Genomic DNA, 18,212 nt, shown 5'->3' on the forward strand with positions numbered 1-18,212 from the left:
CGCGACGTCGGTGAAGCCGTCGAGGGCCGACTTGCTGGCGACGTAGGCGGCGAACCGCGGCGTCGCGCCCTGGACCCCGGCGCTGCTGATGTTGACGATGTGCCCGAATCGCCGCTGGCGCATCTGCGGGAGGAAGGCGAGGACGAGCCGGACCGCGCCGAAATAGTTGACGGCCATGGTCCGCTCGAAATCGTGCAGCCGGTCCGTCGAGTGGTAGAGGCCCCGACGGATCGACCGGCCGGCGTTGTTGACGAGCATGTCGACGTGATCATGTTCGGCGAGAACGGCTTTGACGGTGTGCTCGACCGACTCGTCGTCGGTGATGTCGCAGGGGTAGCCGTAGGCCTCGCCGCCCGTCGCGCGGATCTCGGCCACCACGGCGTCGAGTTCCTCGGTGCGCCGGGCGAGGAGAATCACCTTCGCGCCCTTGCGGGCCGTCGCGATCGCGGAACTCCGGCCGATCCCGGACGACGCCCCGGTGATCACCACGTGCCTGCCCACGAGCGGTCCGGCCGGATGGGGCCGGCGCGCCCGATCCGGATCGAGGTTCTCGCGCCAGTACGACCACAGCCTGTCGGCGTACGAGGCGAACCGCGGGACGTCGATGCCTGTGCCGCGCAGCGCCTCCCGCGTGTCGTCGTTCACGAACACCGTGGGCAGGGTCATGTTCTCGACGAGCACCGGAGGGATGCCGAGAGCGCTCAGTACCACCTTGCGGCCCGTGTCGAGGGCCGAGTCGGGGGTGGGAGTGAGGAAGGGGCGAACCAGGCCGCCGGGCAGGCTGGCTGCGGCATGCGGAGCGCCGGCGGCCTCGGCGAGCGCGGCGTAGATCTCGCGGACCGGCTGGGGACGCGGATTGACGAGATGGAACGTCTGGCCGTCCCGTCCCGGCGCCGACATCAACTCCACGATGGCCGCGGCCACGTAGTCGACGGGTACGACGTTGGTCGATCCGATCCGGGGGACGGCAACGGGTAGGGCCGAGGGGAGTTTCGCGAGCGCCGCGACGGCGGGGAAGAGGTAGTACGGGCCGTCGATCTTGTCCATCTCGCCCGTGACCGAACTGCCGACCACCGCGGAGGGGCGGTAGATGCGCCACCGCAGGCCCTCGGCTTCCCGGACCAGCCTCTCCGCCTCGAATTTGGTGCGGTGATACGGGGTGGGGAATCCCTGCCCGAGATCGAAATCGGTTTCCCTGAACGGACCCTCGTGATCCCCCGCGACGGCGATGGACGAGACGTGGTGCAGAGTCGCATCGAGTTCCCGTGCCAGCGCGATCACCGAGCGGGTGCCGTCGACGTTCGTGGTGGCCTGTTCGTCGCCCGCCGTGAGGTCGTAGATCGCTCCGAGGTGCACGACGTGATCGGCCGCCGGCACAGAGGTGATTCCGAGGCCGGGCTCGGTCAGGTCGCCGATCAGCGGATGCACCCGCTCGCCGCCGGGCATGCCGTCCACGAGCGCCTCCCACCGCGCGACGGACGCGCGCCGGACGAGCACGTGGATCTCGGCTGATGCATCGCGGTCGAGGATCAGGGGCAGCACGTGCCGACCCAGGAATCCGGTCCCGCCGGTGACGAGGTAGGTGGCCATGACCCGAACTTACTCCAAAGTAAGATAATGCACTAGTGGCCGAGACCCACCTTGGCGTGCACCTTCTTCATCCAGGCCGGAGCCCACCAGTTGGCCTCGCCCATCAGCTTCACGAGGGACGGAACGAGGAGCATGCGGACCACCGTCGCGTCGACGAGGAGCGCGACGATCATGCCCACACCGAGGAACCTCATGATCGACAGACCGGAGATGGTGAACGCTCCGGTCACCACCACGAGCAGCAGCGCCGCGGCCGTCACGATGCGGCCCGTGCGCTCGGTGCCGAAGCGCACCGCCTCCTCCGTGGTCGCGCCCGCCTCGTGCGCCTCGACCATGCGTGACATCAGGAACACCTCGTAGTCGGTCGACAGGCCGAAGACCACGGCGAGGATGAGAACCACGAACGTCGCCTCGAGCGGTGCCGGACTGACCCCGAGCAGACTCGCGCCGTGACCCAGCTCGAAGATCCACGTGAGCACACCGAACGTGGCGGCGAGGCTCAACCCCGCCATCGCGACCGCCTTGATCGGCAGCACCACCGAGCCGAACGCCAGGAACAGCAGCACGAGCGTCGAACCCACCATGATGGCGATCATGACCGGCATCCAGTGCACGATCGCGGCGTTGCCGTCGTCGACGGTCGCCTGACCGCCGCCGACGAGGAGTTCGGTTCCCTCGGGCGGCGAGATGGCACGGAGACCGTCCACCGCGGCGCTCTGATCGTCGGTGGTGACTCCCTCGGCGTAGACGGCCTGGACCGCGACCAGTTCGTTGCCGGACGCGACGACGGTGGCGGCCCCGATGCCCTCCACCCGGCCCGCGGCCTGGGCGACCGCGGCGCCGTCGGCGGCCGTGGGGGCGCTGCCGTCGGTGCCCCGGAGAATGAGGGTGGCGCCGTTTCCGGTGGTGGGAAATTCGGTGGTGAGCGTGTCGGTGGCGATGCGGGCAGGATCGTTCTCCGGCAGCGCCGTGTACGTGACCTCGCCGAGTGACGCGCTGAGCAGTGGCGACGCGAGGACCATCAACCCCGCGACGATGCCGACCGCGATGGCGACCGGCCGGCGCATCACCCAGGTGACGACGGAGCCCCAGAACGTGCGGGCGCGAACCTCCCCGCGCTGCGCCGCATCCTTGCGCCAGGTCAGCGCGTTGATGCGATGGCCCAGGATCGCGAGCAGCGCCGGGACCGCGGTGAGCGACAGCAGGGCCGCGCTCGCGACCGCGGCCATCGCACCGAACCCGAGCGATTTGATCACGTCCTGCGGAAACACGAGCATGCCCGAGAACGCGCACACGAGAAGCAGACCGGAGAACAACACGGTGCGACCTGCGGTCAGGACGGTACGCCGGGTCGCCTCGGCGACGTCTGCGCCGGACTCGAGTTCCTCGCGGAAACGTCCGACGATGAACAGGCCGTAGTCGATCGCGAGCCCCAGGCCGAGTAGGGACGCCACGTTGATCGCGAACGAACTGACGTCGGTGAACAGGGTCAGCAGGCGCAGGGTGGCCAGGGCGCTGAAGATCGAGAGCAGCCCGACGAACACCGGAACGGCGGCGGCCACCAGCCCGCCGAAGATGAAGACCAGCAACACGAGAGTGATCGGGAGCGCGATCGCCTCGGCTAGCACCAGGTCCTGTTGCAGCCGGTTGTTGAACGCCACACCCACCACCGAATTGCCCGCGAACTCGGTGTCGATGCCCTCCACCTCGAGCTTCGGCAGCAGGTCGTCGAACGTGGCGGCGGTGATTCCGGCGTCCGGGTCGACGGTGATCGCGGCGGACGCCTTGGTGCCGTCCTCCGACACCATCAGCTGCTTCCTCGCCGCGTCCGCGGTCCAGTAGGACGTCACCGAATACGTCGGCACCTCGGCGGCGAACCGGTCGAGACTCGCGGTGACCTCGGGGCCGATGTCGTCCAGGGTCTTTCCGTCGGGTGCGGTGTAGATGGCGATGATGTCGGGTGTCTGCGGACCCAGGTTGTCCTGGACGATCCGGGCCACCTCGGCGGATTCGCTACCGGGATCGGTGAACCCGCCCGAGCTGAGTTTCGCGAAGACACCGGTGCCCCACGCGCCGCTCACCAGAACGGCGACGACGGCGAGGCTCAGGACCCACCATTTGCGTGAAACAACGGTCGAGGCCCAACGTGTCATGCGTCATCTCCGGCGTGTCTGGGGCGGGCAGCTGCGACTGCCGACTGTAGTGCGGATCGGGGTGTCACCGACGGGGGTGTGATGCGGCTCCCGGCAAATCGTGCATACTCGGCATCGCACTTGCAGCCACACGCACGGGGGAAGCCGGTCCGAATCCGGCGCTGACCCGCAACGGTAGGCCACCAGATCGTTTCGGTGGCGAGCCCGATTACCCGGCGTGGGGTGTGCGACATCCTTTTCGTCGTGGTCTACGAAGCGGAGTCCTGCAGGCGCCGAACAGGCGTCTGCTGACTTCTCATTCGTGGCTCTGAGCCGCAATGAGGTTTACATGCACGGTCAGTTGTTCAGAAGTACCGGTCTGGTCACGCTCGCGGTGGCCGCGCTGCTGGTCGCCGGTTGTTCGCGCGGGGAGTCCGTGGGGCAGACCGCTTCCGCCGAATCCTTCGCCGAGCCGGTGTCCGTCACCAACTGCGATCGAACGGAGACGTTCGACGCCCCGCCGCAGCGCATCGTCAGCATGAACGATCACGTCACCGAGGTGCTGATCGAGATGGGGGCCGGCGACCGCATCGTCGGCACGGGGTACGGCGACGCGACCCCGCTGCCGGAGTTCGCGGACGCCTTCGCGAAGATCCCGAAACTCGCGAAGGAATACCCGACCCGGGAACAGATCCTCGACCTCGACCCCGACCTGGTGGTCGGCGGAATGCGGAGCGCGTTCGACGAGAAGGAGGGGCGGTCGCGCGAATCCCTCGGCGACCAGGGCATTCCCACCTTCCTGTTCTCCGAGTACTGCGGGCAGGGATTCCCCGACATCGGTCTGCTGCGCAGCGACTACACGCAGCTCGGCGAGATCCTCGGAGTCCCCGACGAGGCGCGGGCGATCACCGACCGGGTGACGTCCGGACTGCGGGCCGTGCGCGACGAGATCGCCGGCACCGCCCCGGTTCCCACGTTCTTCTACGATTCCGGCGAGGACGTCCCGCTGACGATCGGCGGGGTGGGAGTCGGCCAGCTCATCGCGGACCACGCGGGTGCGGCCAACCTCTTCGCCGAGGGGGAGAAGCCGTATTCGAAGTCCACCTGGGAGATCATCGGTGAACGCGCCCCGGAGGCGATCGTCGTCCTCGACTACGGCACGACGAGTGCGCAGGCGAAGATCGACTTGCTGAAGTCGCACCCGATCATGTCGACGACGCCCGCGGTGAAGGCCGGCCGGTTCGTGGTGGTGCCGCTCGACGACTTCTTCGAGAGCCCGCGCCTGGTGCGGTCGGTGGAGACGATCGCGCGGGCACTGCATCCGGACGTCGTCGGCGCGCGATGACCGTCACCGTAGAACGTGCGGTGCCAGCGGTGCAGGCGCCGCACCCGGCCCGCGCACGCCTCGGTTTCGCGGGCCTGATGGTGCTGCTCGCGCTGACGACTCTGTTCGTCGTCGGCCTCGCGGTGTCGTTCGGTTCGGTGCGCATCCCGGTCGGCGACGTCTGGGCGATCGTCGCGCACCGGCTGGCCCCCGGTGCATTCGAGTCCTGGTGGTCGCAGGCGCGGGAATCGATCGTCCTCGACTCCCGGCTGCCGCGGGCGCTGACCGCGGCGGCAGTCGGGGCGGCGCTGGCCCTGGCCGGCGCCGTGGCGCAGGCGGTGACGCGCAATCCACTGGCCGATCCCTACCTGCTCGGTGTGTCCTCGGGGGCGGGTTTCGGCGTGGTGGTGGTGACGGTGCTCGGGCTCGGGGTGGGAGCGCTCGGCGCGTTCACCATTCCCGTCGCGGCGTTCCTGGGCGCGCTGGTGCCGCTGTTCCTGTCGCTGGCGATCGGCGGACGGTATCCGCAGCCGACGGCGGTCATCCTCGTGGGTGTCGCGTCGGCGCAGGTGTTCTCGGCTCTCATCACCTTCTCGATCCTGGTCGTCGCCGACGAGCATCAACTGAGTTCGGTGATGCACTGGCTGGCGGGCGGATTCGGCGACTCGCGCTGGTCGACGGCGATCTTCCCGGCCGTGGCTCTCGGGACAGTCGGGGCGGCGATGATGCTGAGCGCGAGCCGTATCGACCTGCTGCAGGCGGGCGACGACGGCGCCGCCGCTCTCGGCATGAACGTGCGGCGCTTCCGTGTGCTGCAGTTGCTCGGGGTGTCGATGCTGGCCGGGGCCGCGGTGTCCGTCGCCGGCGGCATCGGCTTCATCGGCCTGCTGGTGCCGCACCTGGCCGGGTACGTCGTGGGCGCCCGGGCGGTCAGGCTGCTGCCCGTCGCCGCATTCCTCGGCGCGATCGCGATGGTCGCGGCGGACACGGCCGCGCGGTCGGTCGCGCGGAGCATCGAGGTCCCGGTGGGCGTCGTCACCGCGCTCGTGGGAGCGCCGATCTTCGTGTGGATGCTCTACCGGCAGTATCGGAGGGCCGAGCAGTGACCGCGCTGAGTCTGCAACGGGTCCGCGCCGAACTCGGGGCGCGGGAAGTGCTGCACGGCGTCGACTTCTCCGTTCGTCCCGGTGAGGTGCTGGCGTTGGTCGGGCCCAACGGTTCCGGCAAGACCACCGCGCTGCGCTGCTGCTACCGCGCGCTCACCCCGACCGGGGGCGCCGTCGTCGTCGACGGAACGGACGCGGCCGATCTGGGCCGGCGGGAACTGGCCCGCACCATCGGGGCGAGCACCCAGGAACCGCGGGTGTCCGCGGGACTGACCGTGCGCGAATCCGTTTCGCTCGGACGCGTTCCGCATCGGGGCTGGTTCGAACGGGCGAACGGCGCCGACGGCGAGATCGTCGAGACGTGCGTACGTCAGGTGGGGTTGGCCGAACTCGCGGGTCGCGACGTCGAGGCGCTGTCGGGCGGGGAGCGTCAGCGGGTGTCGATCGCCCGGGCGCTCGCGCAGCAGCCGAGGGTCCTGCTGCTCGACGAACCCACCAACCACCTCGATCTGCGGCATCAGCTGACGGTGATGACCCTGCTGCGTGACCTCGCGTGCGACGGTCTCGCGATCGTCGTGACGATGCACGACCTCCGGCTGGCCGTCGAGTACTGCGACACGCTGGCCGTGATGCACGATGGACGGGTGATCAGCACCGGTCCGCCCGCCGACGTGCTGGACGACGCCGTGCTCGGCGGGGTGTTCGGCATACGCGCCGTCGTGCGGTCGGCGCCGCGCCTGTCGATGGAGATCCTGGGGTTGGCCGATGGATGAGCAACTACGGCGTGCGTACGAGCTGACCGCCCGCCGCGTCCCGATGATCGCCGACCAGATCGCGCTGCAACCCGGCGCCACCTCGTTCCCGGCCGTGCGCCTGACCGATCCCGGCTGGCTCGCGGACCGGGTCGCGGACACGGCGACGCGGTGGGGCAGCGACGATCCCCGGGTCAACGGCACCCTGTGGTGGTACTCGGCCAGCTCGACACTGACCGGGATTCCGATCGCGACCGCGCTCGTCACGGGTGTCGCCGCCCGGCCGAGGCTCGGCGACGCCGTGGCATTCCTGCGGGACGACGGGTATCTCGGCGGTCTCACCGCGTCGTCGGCGCTGCCGGTCACCGAGGGGCTCTCCGAGCTGGCGTCCGAGATGGCCGCGGCGCTGACGCCGATCATCGACGCTCTCGCCGCGGCGTCCGGGGTGCGGGAGGCCGCGATGTGGGCGATCACGACGGATTCGATCGCCAACCGGGCACTCGACGCGGGAACGGCGTGCGGCGATCGCGTACGCGGCAGCATCTTCGCCCGGGGGCTGGTGGACGCACTCCGCCGCGTCGGTGTGGTGATGCCGGACCCGCGGTTCGTCGACGTCCGGGCCGGGTCACTGTCACGCCGGTTCACGCAGCGGGCGTCGTGCTGCCTGATCTACGAGACCCCCGGGTCGGGCAAATGTGTGAGCTGCCCGAGGAGGCCGGCCGAGGACCGTCTGAGAGGTCTGGCCGCGCTCGTGACGTGAGTCCGGGTGGCCCCGCGTTGACCGGTCCGTGCGTGTGATGGCAGACTGAAAGTGTTCGAACTCCCGTTCGAATGATGCGTCTTCCCCAGCGGCATCTTCCATGGTTTCGGCACGGCACGTGCGCGACATGAAGAGGTGTGCCAGATGGGTTGGGGAAACGGTCCGCCGACGTGGTCCGAGATGGAGCGCGTCCTGTCGGGCAGGCCGGGGCGGGTCAGCCCGGAGTCGCTGTATCCGGGCGACGGCGGCGACAGCCCCGCGTGGTCCCGCAAGCGGGGGGAGTACCGGGCGGGCCGTCAGGAGCGCGCCGGTTCCACCGTTCCGTACGCCGAACTGCACGCGCACTCGGCGTTCAGTTTCCTCGACGGCGCCTCCCCGCCGGAAGAGTTGGTGGAGGAGGCCGTCCGGCTCGGTCTCGAGGCCGTCGCACTCACCGACCACGACGGGTTCTACGGTGTGGTCCGGTTCGCGGAGGCGGCGAAGGAACTGAACATGCGCACCGTGTTCGGGTCCGAACTGACGTTGGACGACGCGCATCTGCTGGTACTGGCGCGAGGTCAGGAGGGGTACCGACGGCTCTCCCGGGAGATCGCGGCGGCGCATCTCGCGGGCGGGGAGAAGGGCACACTGCGCTACGACCTCGACCGTCTCACCCACGCGGCCGGGGGGCACTGGCAGATCCTGACCGGGTGCCGGAAAGGGCATGTGCGTCAGGCGCTGGCCGACGGTGGCCCGGACGCCGCGGCCGCCCGGCTGCGGGAACTGATCGACCGGTTCGGGGCCGATCGGGTCACGGTGGAACTCACCCATCACGGCATCGCGGAGGACGGTGAGCGCAACGCCGCCCTCGCCGAACTCGCACAGCAGCACGGACTTCGGGTGATCGCGTCCACGGCGGCGCACTTCGCGGGACCGCCGCGCCGGAGACTGGCCATGGCGATGGCCGCAGTCCGGGCCCGTCAGAGCCTCGACGACGCGGCCGGGCACCTGGCGCCCGCCGGGGGAGCGCACCTGCGGTCCGGTGAGGAGATGGCGCACCTCTTCGCCGCGTACCCGGAAGCCGTTCGCGGTGCCGCGGATCTCGGCCTGGAGTGTGCGTTCGACCTGCGGCTCATCGCGCCGCAACTGCCACCGTTCGACGTGCCCGACGGGCACACCGAGGCGAGCTGGCTGCGGCAGCTCACGATGGACGGAGCGCGCCGCCGTTACGGTGCGCCGGCGGACCGGCCGGAGGCCTACCGGCAGATCGAGCACGAACTGGACATCATCACCGGGCTGAACTTCCCGGGCTACTTCCTGGTGGTCCACGACATCGTGTCGTTCTGCAAGAACAACGACATTCTCTGCCAGGGACGGGGTTCGGCGGCCAACTCCGCCGTCTGCTACGCAATCGGCATCACCAACGTGGATCCCGTCCGCAACAAGCTGCTGTTCGAACGTTTCCTCTCACCCGAACGCGACGGCCCGCCGGACATCGACGTCGACATCGAATCCGATCGGCGGGAGGAGGCCATCCAGCACGTCTACGCCAAGTACGGCCGCCAGTACGCGGCGCAGGTGGCGAACGTCATCACGTACCGCGGAAAGTCCTCGGTACGGGACATGGCCCGGGCGCTGGGTTTCTCGCAGGGGCAGCAGGACGCGTGGAGCAAACAGGTCAGCCGCTGGGGTGGCATCGGGAAGGAGGTCGGCACCGACATTCCGCCCGCCGTCCTCGAACTGGCCGCTCAGATCGAGGGGTTTCCGCGGCACCTCGGCATCCACTCGGGTGGCATGGTGATCTGCGACCGGCCGATCGCCGACGTGTGCCCGGTGGAGTGGGCGCGCATGGAGAACCGCAGTGTTCTGCAGTGGGACAAGGACGATTGCGCGGCGGTGGGTCTGGTGAAGTTCGACATGCTGGGTCTAGGCATGCTCTCCGCGCTGCACTACATGATCGACCTCGTGGCCGAGCACAAGGGGATCGAGGTGGATCTGGCGCAGCTGGACCTCTCCGAGGAGGCCGTCTACGAGATGTTGCAGCGAGCGGACTCGGTGGGGGTGTTCCAGGTGGAGTCGCGGGCCCAGATGGCTACCCTGCCGAGGCTGAAACCACGGAACTTCTACGACCTGGTGGTGGAGGTGGCGCTCATCCGCCCCGGTCCGATCCAGGGCGGATCGGTGCACCCGTACATCCGCCGCCGCAACAAGCTCGAACCGGTGACCTACGACCACCCGTCCCTGGAGAAGGCGCTGAAGCGGACGCTGGGTGTGCCGCTGTTCCAGGAGCAGTTGATGCAGATGGCGGTCGACGTGGCGGGTTTCAGCCCGGCCGAGGCCGACCAGCTCCGCCGGGCGATGGGGTCCAAGCGGTCGCCCGAGAAGATGGAACGGCTGAGGGGGCGGCTCTACCAGGGCATGCGGGAGATGCACGGGATCGGCGAGGACGTGGCCGACCGGATCTACGAGAAGCTGTACGCTTTCGCGAATTTCGGTTTCCCCGAAAGTCATTCGCAGAGTTTCGCCGCCCTGGTGTTCTATTCGTCGTGGTTCAAGCTGCATCACCCGGCGGCGTTCTGCGCCGGTCTGCTGCGGGCGCAGCCGATGGGGTTCTACTCGCCGCAGTCGCTGGTGGCCGACGCCCGCAGGCACGGGGTGCAGGTGCACGGTGCGGACATCAATGCGAGTCTCGCGCACGCCACCGTCGAGGCGGGCGGGACGGAGGTGCGTCTCGGGCTCGGGGAGGTGCGGCACATCGGGACCGCGCTGGCCGAGCGGATCGTCGACTCCCGCGGCCAGGGAGGTCCGTACACGTCGTTCCTCGACCTCACGGGCCGGGTGGAACTGAGTACGGCGCAAGCCGAATCGCTGGCTACCGCAGGTGCTCTCGACAGTTTCGGGTTGTCCCGACGGGAGGCGTTGTGGGCGGCGGGCGCCGCGGCGGGGGAGCGCCGCGACCGGCTGCCGGGGATCGGGGCGTCCACCCGCGCGCCGACCCTGCCCGGGATGAGCGATCTCGAACTGGCCGCGGCGGACGTGTGGGCCACCGGGGTGTCACCGGACACGTACCCCACCCAGTTCCTGCGCCCGCAACTCGACGCGCTCGGGGTGATCCCGGCTGCGCACCTGCTCGATGTCCCCGATGGCGACCGGGTTCTGGTGGGTGGGGCGGTGACCCACCGGCAGCGCCCGGCGACGGCCGCGGGGGTCACGTTCATCAACCTCGAGGACGAGACCGGGATGGTCAACGTGGTGTGTTCGGTGGGGTTGTGGGCAAAGTACCGCAAGCTCGCCAACACGGCGCCCGCACTGCTGATCCGCGGCAAGGTGCAGAACGCGGAGGGGGCGGTGACGGTGGTGGCGGATCGGCTGCAGCTGATGGATTTGCGGGTGTCCGCCAAATCCAGGGACTTCAGGTGAGCAGGCACCGCTAGCATTCGGACATGAGGAGATACGTCTTGTCGGCGATCGTCGTGGCTTCGCTGGCGCTCGCGGGATGTGGGGGTTCCGGCAGCGATTCCTCCCAACCGTCGCCGGCCCCGACGCCCGGGGATTCGAGCCAGATGGAAATCGGTGGCGCGGTACAGCAACCCGCGAAAGACCAGGCGCCCACCGACCGCCAGGAGATCATCACCGGTCAGGTCGCGCTCACCGCGGGCGACCCGGTGGCCGTCGGCAGGCAGATCGTGGACAAGGTCGACGATCTGGGCGGACGCGTCGACCAGCTCACCGAACAGCCGGGCTCCGACGATCAGGACGCGAGCAGTTCCCTGACGATCCGGGTGCCCGCGGATTCGCTCACCCGGACGCTGGACGATCTGCGGGAACTGGGCAAGGTCACCAGCGTCAGCGTCACGAAGAGCGACGTGACGATGCAGTCACAGGATCTCGACGCCCGGATCGGCGCGTTGACGGCGTCCGTCACCCGGCTGCAGGGGCTCATCACGTCGGCGGCGAACACCGCGGATCTGATCGAGGCCGAGAGGGCGCTGTCGGAGCGGCAGGGCGAACTGGACAGCCTCACCGCCCAGAAGCGGACGCTGAACGACCAGGTGGCACTGGCCACGCTCATGATCGACGTCACCACCACGGATGCCGAGCAGCCCAGTCCCGGTCCGGACAACTTCTGGGAAGGTGTCGTCGCGGGCTGGAACGCCCTGCTGTCGGCGATCAAGGGCGGCGCCGTGGTCGTGGGGGCGCTGATTCCCTGGTTCGGTTTCGTGGCCGTCATCGCACTGGTCGTGTACGGCGCGTACCGTCTGCGCCGGATGTACAACAGGCCGCCCGGCCCACCGTCGGGCCCGGCGCCGGAACGAGAAGAGGCGAAGACGCAATGATCGAAGTCGACCTGAATGCCCTGGACGGCGCGTTGGCGTCGGGTGCCCCCGTCATCGATGTGCGCGAGGCCGACGAGTACGCCCAGGCGCGGGTGCCGGGCGTGACGCTGATTCCGCTCAGTGAGTTCGTCGCGCGTGTGGACGAGATCCCGGAAGCCGAGGTCGTCTACGTGATCTGCGGGGTCGGCGGCCGGAGCCTGCAGGCGGCGGAGTACCTGAACGCGCGGGGGATCAACGCGGTGTCGGTCGCGGGCGGGACGTCCGCGTGGATGCAGTCCGGACGGCCCATCGAGTCGGGCGCCTGACACCCCGGATCACCCTTCCGGTCAGCGGACCGCGCTGAGGGCGTGCGCCGCGGAACCGTCGCGGACCGCGCGCCCACCCCGTTGCCCGGCGGCGTGCCGCAGTGTGCGGACCGCGACGGTGCTCCAGATCAGGACCAGTGCGCACCACAGGGTCACGCCTGCGCCGACGATCACCACCGAGTCCAGCGCGACGCCCAGCGAGTTCGCGCCCAGCGCACAGGTGCCGACGGGGAACGTGAAACTCCACCAGCTGGGCGTGAATCCCAGCCCGCGGCGAAAGGCCCTGGCGGTCACCGTGACCAAAGTCACGAGGGCGAGGACGCCGAGTGCGCCGACCGTGGTCCCGTAGACCACGCCCACCGAGTGCAGCCAGGCGTGGCCGGATGCCCCGCCGAGCAGATTGATCGCCGCCACCGACTGTCCGATCACGCCGAGCGGAATCCACAGCGTGGGCACGAGCGGGGTGTCGGGCAGCCCGTTGCTCAGCAGATGGCGTCCGACGACGACGGCGACGGTCAGTGCGGCACTCAGCGCCAGCGCGAACAGTGTGTAGCAGACCACCAGCATCGCGACCTGCGGCGCGCCCTCCGGGAGGTGCTTGACCAGTGCGGCACCGGTAGCGGCCGACACCATGGGCGGCACGACGGGCATCAGCCAGGACGGCACCGGGGTCACCTGGTGGGGCCGGGTCAGCCGCCGCGCCATCACCACGTAGGTGACGAGCCCGATGACGGTCCCGAGGGTCCACAGGGTGGCCGACGCGGCGACGGCGACACCGCCGAGGAGTTCGCGACCCGCGGATCCGGTGCCCGCGCCGACCGTCAGCACCGCCATCGACACGGCGCCGTAGAACGGGAACATCGTGTGGCTGCGGGCGTCCGCGAGTGCGTCGTCGCGGCGACGGATCCAGTGACGCACCAGCGCGGTCGTCAGCACCACGAGCAGCGACACCGCGATCAGCCAGAAGATCTCGGCCGCTGTCCGGGTCACCGGACCGCCGGCCGGAAATGCCGCGGCGACGACTGCGACGATGCCGGTGCCCATCACTGCTGCGAACCAATTCGGGGTCATACCTAGAGCTTGCCGACGCATCGTCGTGGCCGGTAGAAGGCTTGAAGTTGAATACCCACAAATCGCGTTTGTGGGACTAGCCTTGGGTTGTGCCGCTGTCTCCCCGAGTACCCGAACTCAGTGCCCTCGACGTCCTGCTGTCCGTCGAGCGGCTCGGAAGCATGGGGGCGGCGGGGCGCGAACACGGGCTCAGCCAGCAGGCCGTCAGCGCCCGGGTGCGTTCGGCCGAACGCCAGTTCGGCATCAAGGTGTTCAGCCGCGGCGCCAGCGGGGTGCGGCCCACGTCGGAGGGCGCGCTCATCCTCGAGTGGGCGAGCCACATCCTCGCGACGGCCGAGGAACTGGCATCGGGTGTCGCGGCGCTGCGCGGCGAACGGCAGGCCGGGCTGACGGTGGCGGCCAGCATGACGATCGCCGAGTACCTCGTTCCCGGGTGGACCGTCGCGATGCGGCGCAAGTACCCGAACGTGGTCACCAACGTCCGGCTCCTCAACTCGTCCGAGGTGACCGCCCGGGTGCTGTCCGGTGAGGCGGATCTCGGGTTCGTCGAGGGCCCGGACATTCCGGCCGGGCTGCAGGTACGGGAGATCGGCCGCGACCATCTGGTCGTCGTGGTGCCACCGGAGCACGAATGGGTCCGCCGGTCACCGATTCCCGTGTCCGAACTCGCCGCGACGCCGATGATCCAGCGAGAGTCCGGTTCCGGGACGCGCACCACCCTGGAGAACGCGGTGCCGCAGTGCGTCCCGCCGCTGCTGGAGTTGACGTCGTGCACGGCGGTGAAGGCGGCGGTCGTGGCGGGCAACGCGCCGGCCGTGCTGTCCTCGCTGGCGGTCGCAGCCGACCTGACCGACGGCCGGCTCGCCTCCGTCCAGGTGGAGGGGTTGACGCTTCCGCGGCGGCTCTCCGCTGTCTGGGACCCGGTGCGCGGCGTGCAGGGTGCCGCGCGCGACTTCCTCGACATCGCTCTCGGTGCCGGCGCGGCCGCGGGTGTGGGGGCCGCAGCTGTCGGGGCTACAGCGCAGCCCCGCTGAATCCGTGCTGGCGCCACGCCTCGTACGTGACGAGGGCCGCGGCGTTCGACAGGTTCAGCGACCGGCGGCCGGGCAGCATGGGGATGCGGAGCCGCTCCGTCACGTGTGGATCGGCCAGCACCTCCTCCGACAGTCCGGTGGGTTCGGGACCGAACAGCAGAACGTCGCCGGGCTGGTAGGCGATGTCGGCGTACGACACGGTGGCGTGCGCGGTGAAGGCGTACACCCGCGCAGGCTCCACCGCCGCCCAGGCCGCCTCCAGGTTCTCGTGCACGGTCACCGACGCCAGGTCGTGGTAGTCGAGCCCGGCGCGTTTGAGTTTCGGCTCGGACAGGTCGAAGCCGAGTGGACCCACGAGGTGCAGTTCGCACCCGGTGCCTGCCACCATGCGGATGGCGTTGCCGGTGTTGGGTGGGATTCGGGGTTCGTGGAACATCAGCTTGAACACAACCGGACTGTATCATCTCACTTTGTGTCAACTTCCACGAATCCTAGCCGTGTCCTGGGCCGATTGCGGCTGTCTCGGGCAACCGACGAGTCGACCTCTATCGAGCGGCAACGCGAGATCATCGAGCGGTGGGCAGACGCCCACGGTCACACCGTCGTCGGCTGGGCCGTGGACGAAGACGTCTCCGGGTCTGTGGACCCATTCGACACCCCGGCCCTGGGTCCGTGGTTGACAGACCCGAGCAAGGCCCACGAGTGGGACATTCTCGCAGCATGGAAGCTGGACCGGCTTGGTCGTAACGCGATACAGCTCAACAAGCTGTTCGGGTGGTCGATGGACAACGGTAAGACTCTGGTCTCGTGTGCTGAGTCGATGGACCTGAGCACCACTACCGGTCGGATGCTGGCGGCGATTATCGCCGGTATCGCAGAGGGGGAGCTGGAGGCTATCCGGGAGCGGACCTTGGCATCACGGGCCAAGCTCCGAGAGCGTGCCCGGTGGGCTGGCGGCAAGCCTCCGTTTGGGTATACGGCTGTCAAACGGACAGACGGCCAAGGCTGGGCCTTGGAGATTGACCCTCTGGCTTCGACGCTCGTGCGTCGAATCGTCGACTCCGTACTCGATGACCAGCCGTTCACGGCAACCGCCAGAAACTTGAATGACGAGGGTGTTCTCACCCCAGGCGACTACTACCGAACCGTGAGAGCCGGTACTCCGTCGCTGCATCGGGTCGACGGAATCGAACCTCGGTCCAAGTGGGCACCGACGACGCTTCGGCAGCTACTTCGGTCCAAGGCTCTCCGTGGTCACGTCCACCACAACGGTGAGACGGTGCGTGGTGACGATGGTCAGCCGCTCCAGATGGCTGAACCGCTTGTGACAACCGACGAATGGGAACTGATCCAGGCTTACCTGGACCGACGAGCAGAGTCCCGTAAGGGGATCAAACGGACTGAGGCCAGCCCGCTCTCTGGTGTCGCGGTCTGCCTGGTGTGCGGGAACCCTCTGCACCACTCCCGGCACACCACCAAGGGCCACCAGTACCGGTACTACCGGTGCCCTGACAGGCACACGACACAGATCCCAGCCGAGTACCTGGAGGAGCTGGTGGAGGAGAGTTTCCTCCGTGATGTCGCGGACTTGGAGGTCCGAGAGCGTGTCTGGGTTCCCGGTGACTCTCGGGATGCAGACCTGAAAGACGCTCAGTCGGCTCTGGACGAGTTGACCAAGGCTCTCGGGGGTATGAGGTCAGCTCAGGCTGTCCAACGGATCCACGAGCAGCTCCGGGCTGTTGATGCCCGGATCATCGAACTCGAATCGACCCCAGCTCGTGAGGCCCGGTACGAGTACCGGGCTACCGGGGGTACGTACCGTGACGCCTGGGGAGCAGCCGACACCGATGGTCGGCGCGAGCTACTCCTCAGGTCCGGTATCAGTGTTGCCATAAACCTGAACACCGGAGGAGTCCGTCGGTCGAAGTTCCACGATGGAAACTGGTCCGTTGACATCCGTATTCCCGAGGGCTTCTACGAGGCACTCGGGGTGGAGATGCCCGAGCACGTACGCGAGCGGCTCTATAACCCGAAGGAACTCACCGAGGAGGAGTGGAAGGCGCTAGCGGCCGAACCTAGCTACTACGAGGGGGCGTAGCAGCCTGCCTGGGTTTGGCCGGCTGCGGAGCCGTGGCGGTCATCGGTACAGCTCAGGCTGCATCGACCGCCGGAACCATTCCTCCGGCGGACACCCGATCTCGGCCAAGATCTCGTGGACAAGGTCATGGTGCATACCCCCGGTGTAGGCGGGTAGGTCCAGCTCGCCCCGAATCCAGTTGTCCAGATCCAGGGCGTACTCGCTCAGACCTCCTCCGGGCACGTCCGTATCTACGTGCAGGTGGAGGAACCTCTCGGGTAGCCGCGCCACCAGGGCGGCGACGGAGGTCCCGGTGTTCTTGCTCCGGTACCTGGTGGTCACATCGACCACCGGGCCTTAGCTGCGGACTTCGCGGAATCGGTGCGCTTCTGGCGCTTCAGCTCCGTCTCCTGGTCCGTCTCGGGCAATCCGAGCTTGCCCATCAGGGTCGCCATGAGGCCACGAGCAGACTGCGCCTGGGACACGCAAGGATGGATCACAGGCTGGCCGGTGGAGCCCTGGACTACCAGCGGCGCACTGGCCGCTTCGTCGTCAAGACGCTTGATGGTGTCTGCCAGCTTGCACGCGTCGAACAGAACCCTGAGCTTCGCGGGTTCGTCGGTGAAGTCGAAGACCTCGGTGAGGTCCTTCCAGAGCTTCTTACCTTCGTCGCCGAGTCCTCTAGGCATCCGGGGCTTGGGGTTGGTGGTCATGCTGCGTTCTCCTGTTCTTCGCGATCTGCGATGTAGTCGAGCCAGTTCTTCCGGCCCTTGGTGTTGTTGCTGGATCGATTGGTGGGCACGAGATTGGAAACGATGTGCCCCGGCGTTCCCGGTGCAGACAACGGCACTGCGTGGTCCAGGTGCCAGCCCTCCTGTAGGGGCTGGCCGGTGTAGACGTCGTGGTCCGGTGAGATGCCACGGCGCTGCCAGTCGGCTAGCAATTCCTCGGTCGTGATGTGCTCGTACGGCACACCTGCGAGCTGGGCGCGGTGCCTGCCTCGGCGCAGACGATCCACCAGCGGGCGGTTGTCGCGGTACCGCTGGGTAATCGCCTTTGACCTCTCTGGGTTCTCGATCTGCCATCTGCGGACACGCTCAGCCACCTTCTCGGGATGCTGACGCTGGTATTCGAGGGTGATCGCGTTCTCGCAGTCGCGGCAACGACTGCGGAGGCCCATCCAACCCCGCGAATTGGACTGGAAACGGTCGATTGGGAGGGCTTCAAGGCACTTGGAGCACCGTTTCAGCCCCTCCGCGAACAGGGCTTTTCTTGCTTCCTTCTCGGCTTTGGTGATGTCCGGCATAGTTCAAATCTCCTGTGTGTGAGTGAAATAGCTTGGTTTGGTGTGTTCTGCCCGGTGAGAGCAAAAACGACGGATGCGATCCGCATCGGGGCTTGTTTGCGTATAACGCCCCGATCTAGCGTGCGTGCGTGGGGGTATACCCCCCTGGGGGTGCGGGGGTGCTGACCTGCGGATACGTCCCCCGAGCCGGTGCCCAGGCCGGTGCCCGGAGCCAGACCCCACCCAAGCCCGGAGCCTGCCTACCCAGAGGCAGGCACCCGAGGACCCCAAGCCCCAGACCCAGGCAGGCAGTACCCCACGTGCCCCCACCCCGGTACCCCGGTGCCCTCCCTGCCCGGTGCCCCTGCCTCCCCTCTACCCCGGCAGTGCCCTACCCCAAGCCCGGTGTGTACCCGTGCTCACCAGGACATACTCGGTTCGTGTTGCATCTGTAGGTACA

Annotated in this window: 16 protein-coding genes and 1 riboswitch; of the genes, 9 read left to right on the forward strand and 7 right to left on the reverse strand. The window is 68.4% G+C overall.

The window, feature by feature from the left end:
* Together DTA22_RS21490 and DTA22_RS21495 are read right to left on the reverse strand one after the other, a co-directional pair.
* Positions 1-1,590: SDR family oxidoreductase (locus DTA22_RS21490; RefSeq protein WP_112300828.1), on the reverse strand; the 1,590-nt coding region annotated here is incomplete at its 3' end.
* Positions 1,591-1,622: 32 nt separating this feature from the next.
* Positions 1,623-3,743, reverse strand: coding sequence for an MMPL family transporter (locus DTA22_RS21495; protein WP_112300829.1), 2,121 nt, complete (start codon positions 3,741-3,743; stop codon positions 1,623-1,625).
* 102 nt (positions 3,744-3,845) lie between these two features.
* A riboswitch (cobalamin riboswitch) is annotated at positions 3,846-3,977 on the forward strand.
* A gap of 94 nt (positions 3,978-4,071) precedes the next feature.
* Here DTA22_RS21495 and DTA22_RS21500 point away from each other — a divergent pair.
* From DTA22_RS21500 to DTA22_RS21530, 7 genes are all read left to right on the forward strand, one after another.
* Positions 4,072-5,067 (forward strand): ABC transporter substrate-binding protein, encoded by a 996-nt coding sequence (locus tag DTA22_RS21500; protein ID WP_112300830.1) that lies wholly within the window; start codon positions 4,072-4,074, stop codon positions 5,065-5,067.
* Positions 5,064-6,152, forward strand: coding sequence for a FecCD family ABC transporter permease (locus DTA22_RS21505; protein ID WP_112300831.1), 1,089 nt, complete (start codon positions 5,064-5,066; stop codon positions 6,150-6,152). The genes DTA22_RS21500 and DTA22_RS21505 overlap by 4 nt, the downstream gene beginning before the upstream one ends.
* The gene (locus tag DTA22_RS21510) at positions 6,149-6,925 is read left to right on the forward strand and encodes an ABC transporter ATP-binding protein (protein WP_112300832.1); all 777 of its coding nucleotides are present in this window, start codon (positions 6,149-6,151) and stop codon (positions 6,923-6,925) included. Before DTA22_RS21505 ends, DTA22_RS21510 begins: the two co-directional genes overlap by 4 nt.
* Positions 6,918-7,664 carry a (2Fe-2S)-binding protein gene (locus DTA22_RS21515; RefSeq protein ID WP_112300833.1) on the forward strand — a complete coding sequence of 249 codons (747 nt, stop codon included), beginning with the start codon at positions 6,918-6,920 and terminating at the stop codon, positions 7,662-7,664. Before DTA22_RS21510 ends, DTA22_RS21515 begins: the two co-directional genes overlap by 8 nt.
* Positions 7,665-7,808: 144 nt before the next feature.
* Complete coding sequence (locus DTA22_RS21520; protein ID WP_112300834.1) at positions 7,809-11,063, forward strand: error-prone DNA polymerase; 3,255 nt, start codon at positions 7,809-7,811, stop codon at positions 11,061-11,063.
* Between the two features lie 23 nt (positions 11,064-11,086).
* Positions 11,087-11,980, forward strand: a complete 894-nt coding sequence (locus DTA22_RS21525; protein WP_112300835.1) for a DUF4349 domain-containing protein — start codon at positions 11,087-11,089, stop codon at positions 11,978-11,980.
* Positions 11,977-12,285 carry a rhodanese-like domain-containing protein gene (locus DTA22_RS21530; protein ID WP_037244869.1) on the forward strand — a complete coding sequence of 103 codons (309 nt, stop codon included), beginning with the start codon at positions 11,977-11,979 and terminating at the stop codon, positions 12,283-12,285. The genes DTA22_RS21525 and DTA22_RS21530 overlap by 4 nt, the downstream gene beginning before the upstream one ends.
* 21 nt (positions 12,286-12,306) lie before the next feature.
* On the opposite strand, the gene DTA22_RS21535 is transcribed toward DTA22_RS21530, so the two are convergent.
* Complete coding sequence (locus DTA22_RS21535) at positions 12,307-13,356, reverse strand: TDT family transporter (RefSeq protein WP_112300836.1); 1,050 nt, start codon at positions 13,354-13,356, stop codon at positions 12,307-12,309.
* 89 nt (positions 13,357-13,445) lie between these two features.
* Between DTA22_RS21535 and DTA22_RS21540 the strand changes: the two genes are divergently transcribed.
* Positions 13,446-14,390 carry a LysR family transcriptional regulator gene (locus DTA22_RS21540; RefSeq protein ID WP_037244875.1) on the forward strand — a complete coding sequence of 315 codons (945 nt, stop codon included), beginning with the start codon at positions 13,446-13,448 and terminating at the stop codon, positions 14,388-14,390.
* On the opposite strand, the gene DTA22_RS21545 is transcribed toward DTA22_RS21540, so the two are convergent.
* On the reverse strand, positions 14,371-14,838 hold the full coding sequence (locus DTA22_RS21545; RefSeq protein WP_112300837.1) for a tRNA (cytidine(34)-2'-O)-methyltransferase: 468 nt from the start codon (positions 14,836-14,838) through the stop codon (positions 14,371-14,373). The two genes, DTA22_RS21540 and DTA22_RS21545, sit on opposite strands and share 20 nt — an antisense overlap.
* A gap of 24 nt (positions 14,839-14,862) precedes the next feature.
* On the opposite strand from DTA22_RS21545, the gene DTA22_RS21550 reads away from it, so the two are divergent.
* Positions 14,863-16,488 (forward strand): recombinase family protein, encoded by a 1,626-nt coding sequence (locus tag DTA22_RS21550; protein ID WP_112300838.1) that lies wholly within the window; start codon positions 14,863-14,865, stop codon positions 16,486-16,488.
* Positions 16,489-16,527: 39 nt separating this feature from the next.
* Here DTA22_RS21550 and DTA22_RS21555 read toward each other — a convergent pair whose 3' ends face one another.
* From DTA22_RS21555 to DTA22_RS21565, 3 genes are read right to left on the reverse strand one after another with little or no spacing between them, the layout of a single operon-like run.
* On the reverse strand, positions 16,528-16,809 hold the full coding sequence (locus tag DTA22_RS21555; protein WP_146777782.1) for a hypothetical protein: 282 nt from the start codon (positions 16,807-16,809) through the stop codon (positions 16,528-16,530).
* Positions 16,806-17,180 carry a P27 family phage terminase small subunit gene (locus tag DTA22_RS21560; RefSeq protein WP_245973309.1) on the reverse strand — a complete coding sequence of 125 codons (375 nt, stop codon included), beginning with the start codon at positions 17,178-17,180 and terminating at the stop codon, positions 16,806-16,808. The genes DTA22_RS21555 and DTA22_RS21560 overlap by 4 nt, the downstream gene beginning before the upstream one ends.
* Positions 17,177-17,773, reverse strand: a complete 597-nt coding sequence (locus DTA22_RS21565) for a hypothetical protein (protein ID WP_146777783.1) — start codon at positions 17,771-17,773, stop codon at positions 17,177-17,179. The genes DTA22_RS21560 and DTA22_RS21565 overlap by 4 nt, the downstream gene beginning before the upstream one ends.
* Between the last annotated feature and the right edge of the window lie 439 nt (positions 17,774-18,212).

Source organism: Rhodococcus wratislaviensis (genome assembly GCF_900455735.1).
Lineage (GTDB): Bacteria > Actinomycetota > Actinomycetes > Mycobacteriales > Mycobacteriaceae > Rhodococcus_F > Rhodococcus_F wratislaviensis.

What these genes read in the sequence shown, in the direction of transcription:
- DTA22_RS21495 (WP_112300829.1), bottom strand. Translation starts at nt 3,743, where the DNA reads ATGACACGTTGGGCCTCGACCGTTGTTTCACGCAAATGGTGGGTCCTG.
- DTA22_RS21505 (WP_112300831.1), top strand. Translation starts at nt 5,064, where the DNA reads ATGACCGTCACCGTAGAACGTGCGGTGCCAGCGGTGCAGGCGCCGCAC.
- DTA22_RS21535 (WP_112300836.1), bottom strand. Translation starts at nt 13,356, where the DNA reads ATGACCCCGAATTGGTTCGCAGCAGTGATGGGCACCGGCATCGTCGCA.
- DTA22_RS21530 (WP_037244869.1), top strand. Translation starts at nt 11,977, where the DNA reads ATGATCGAAGTCGACCTGAATGCCCTGGACGGCGCGTTGGCGTCGGGT.
- DTA22_RS21560 (WP_245973309.1), bottom strand. Translation starts at nt 17,180, where the DNA reads ATGACCACCAACCCCAAGCCCCGGATGCCTAGAGGACTCGGCGACGAA.
- DTA22_RS21520 (WP_112300834.1), top strand. Translation starts at nt 7,809, where the DNA reads ATGGGTTGGGGAAACGGTCCGCCGACGTGGTCCGAGATGGAGCGCGTC.
- DTA22_RS21515 (WP_112300833.1), top strand. Translation starts at nt 6,918, where the DNA reads ATGGATGAGCAACTACGGCGTGCGTACGAGCTGACCGCCCGCCGCGTC.
- DTA22_RS21565 (WP_146777783.1), bottom strand. Translation starts at nt 17,773, where the DNA reads ATGCCGGACATCACCAAAGCCGAGAAGGAAGCAAGAAAAGCCCTGTTC.
- DTA22_RS21525 (WP_112300835.1), top strand. Translation starts at nt 11,087, where the DNA reads ATGAGGAGATACGTCTTGTCGGCGATCGTCGTGGCTTCGCTGGCGCTC.
- DTA22_RS21500 (WP_112300830.1), top strand. Translation starts at nt 4,072, where the DNA reads ATGCACGGTCAGTTGTTCAGAAGTACCGGTCTGGTCACGCTCGCGGTG.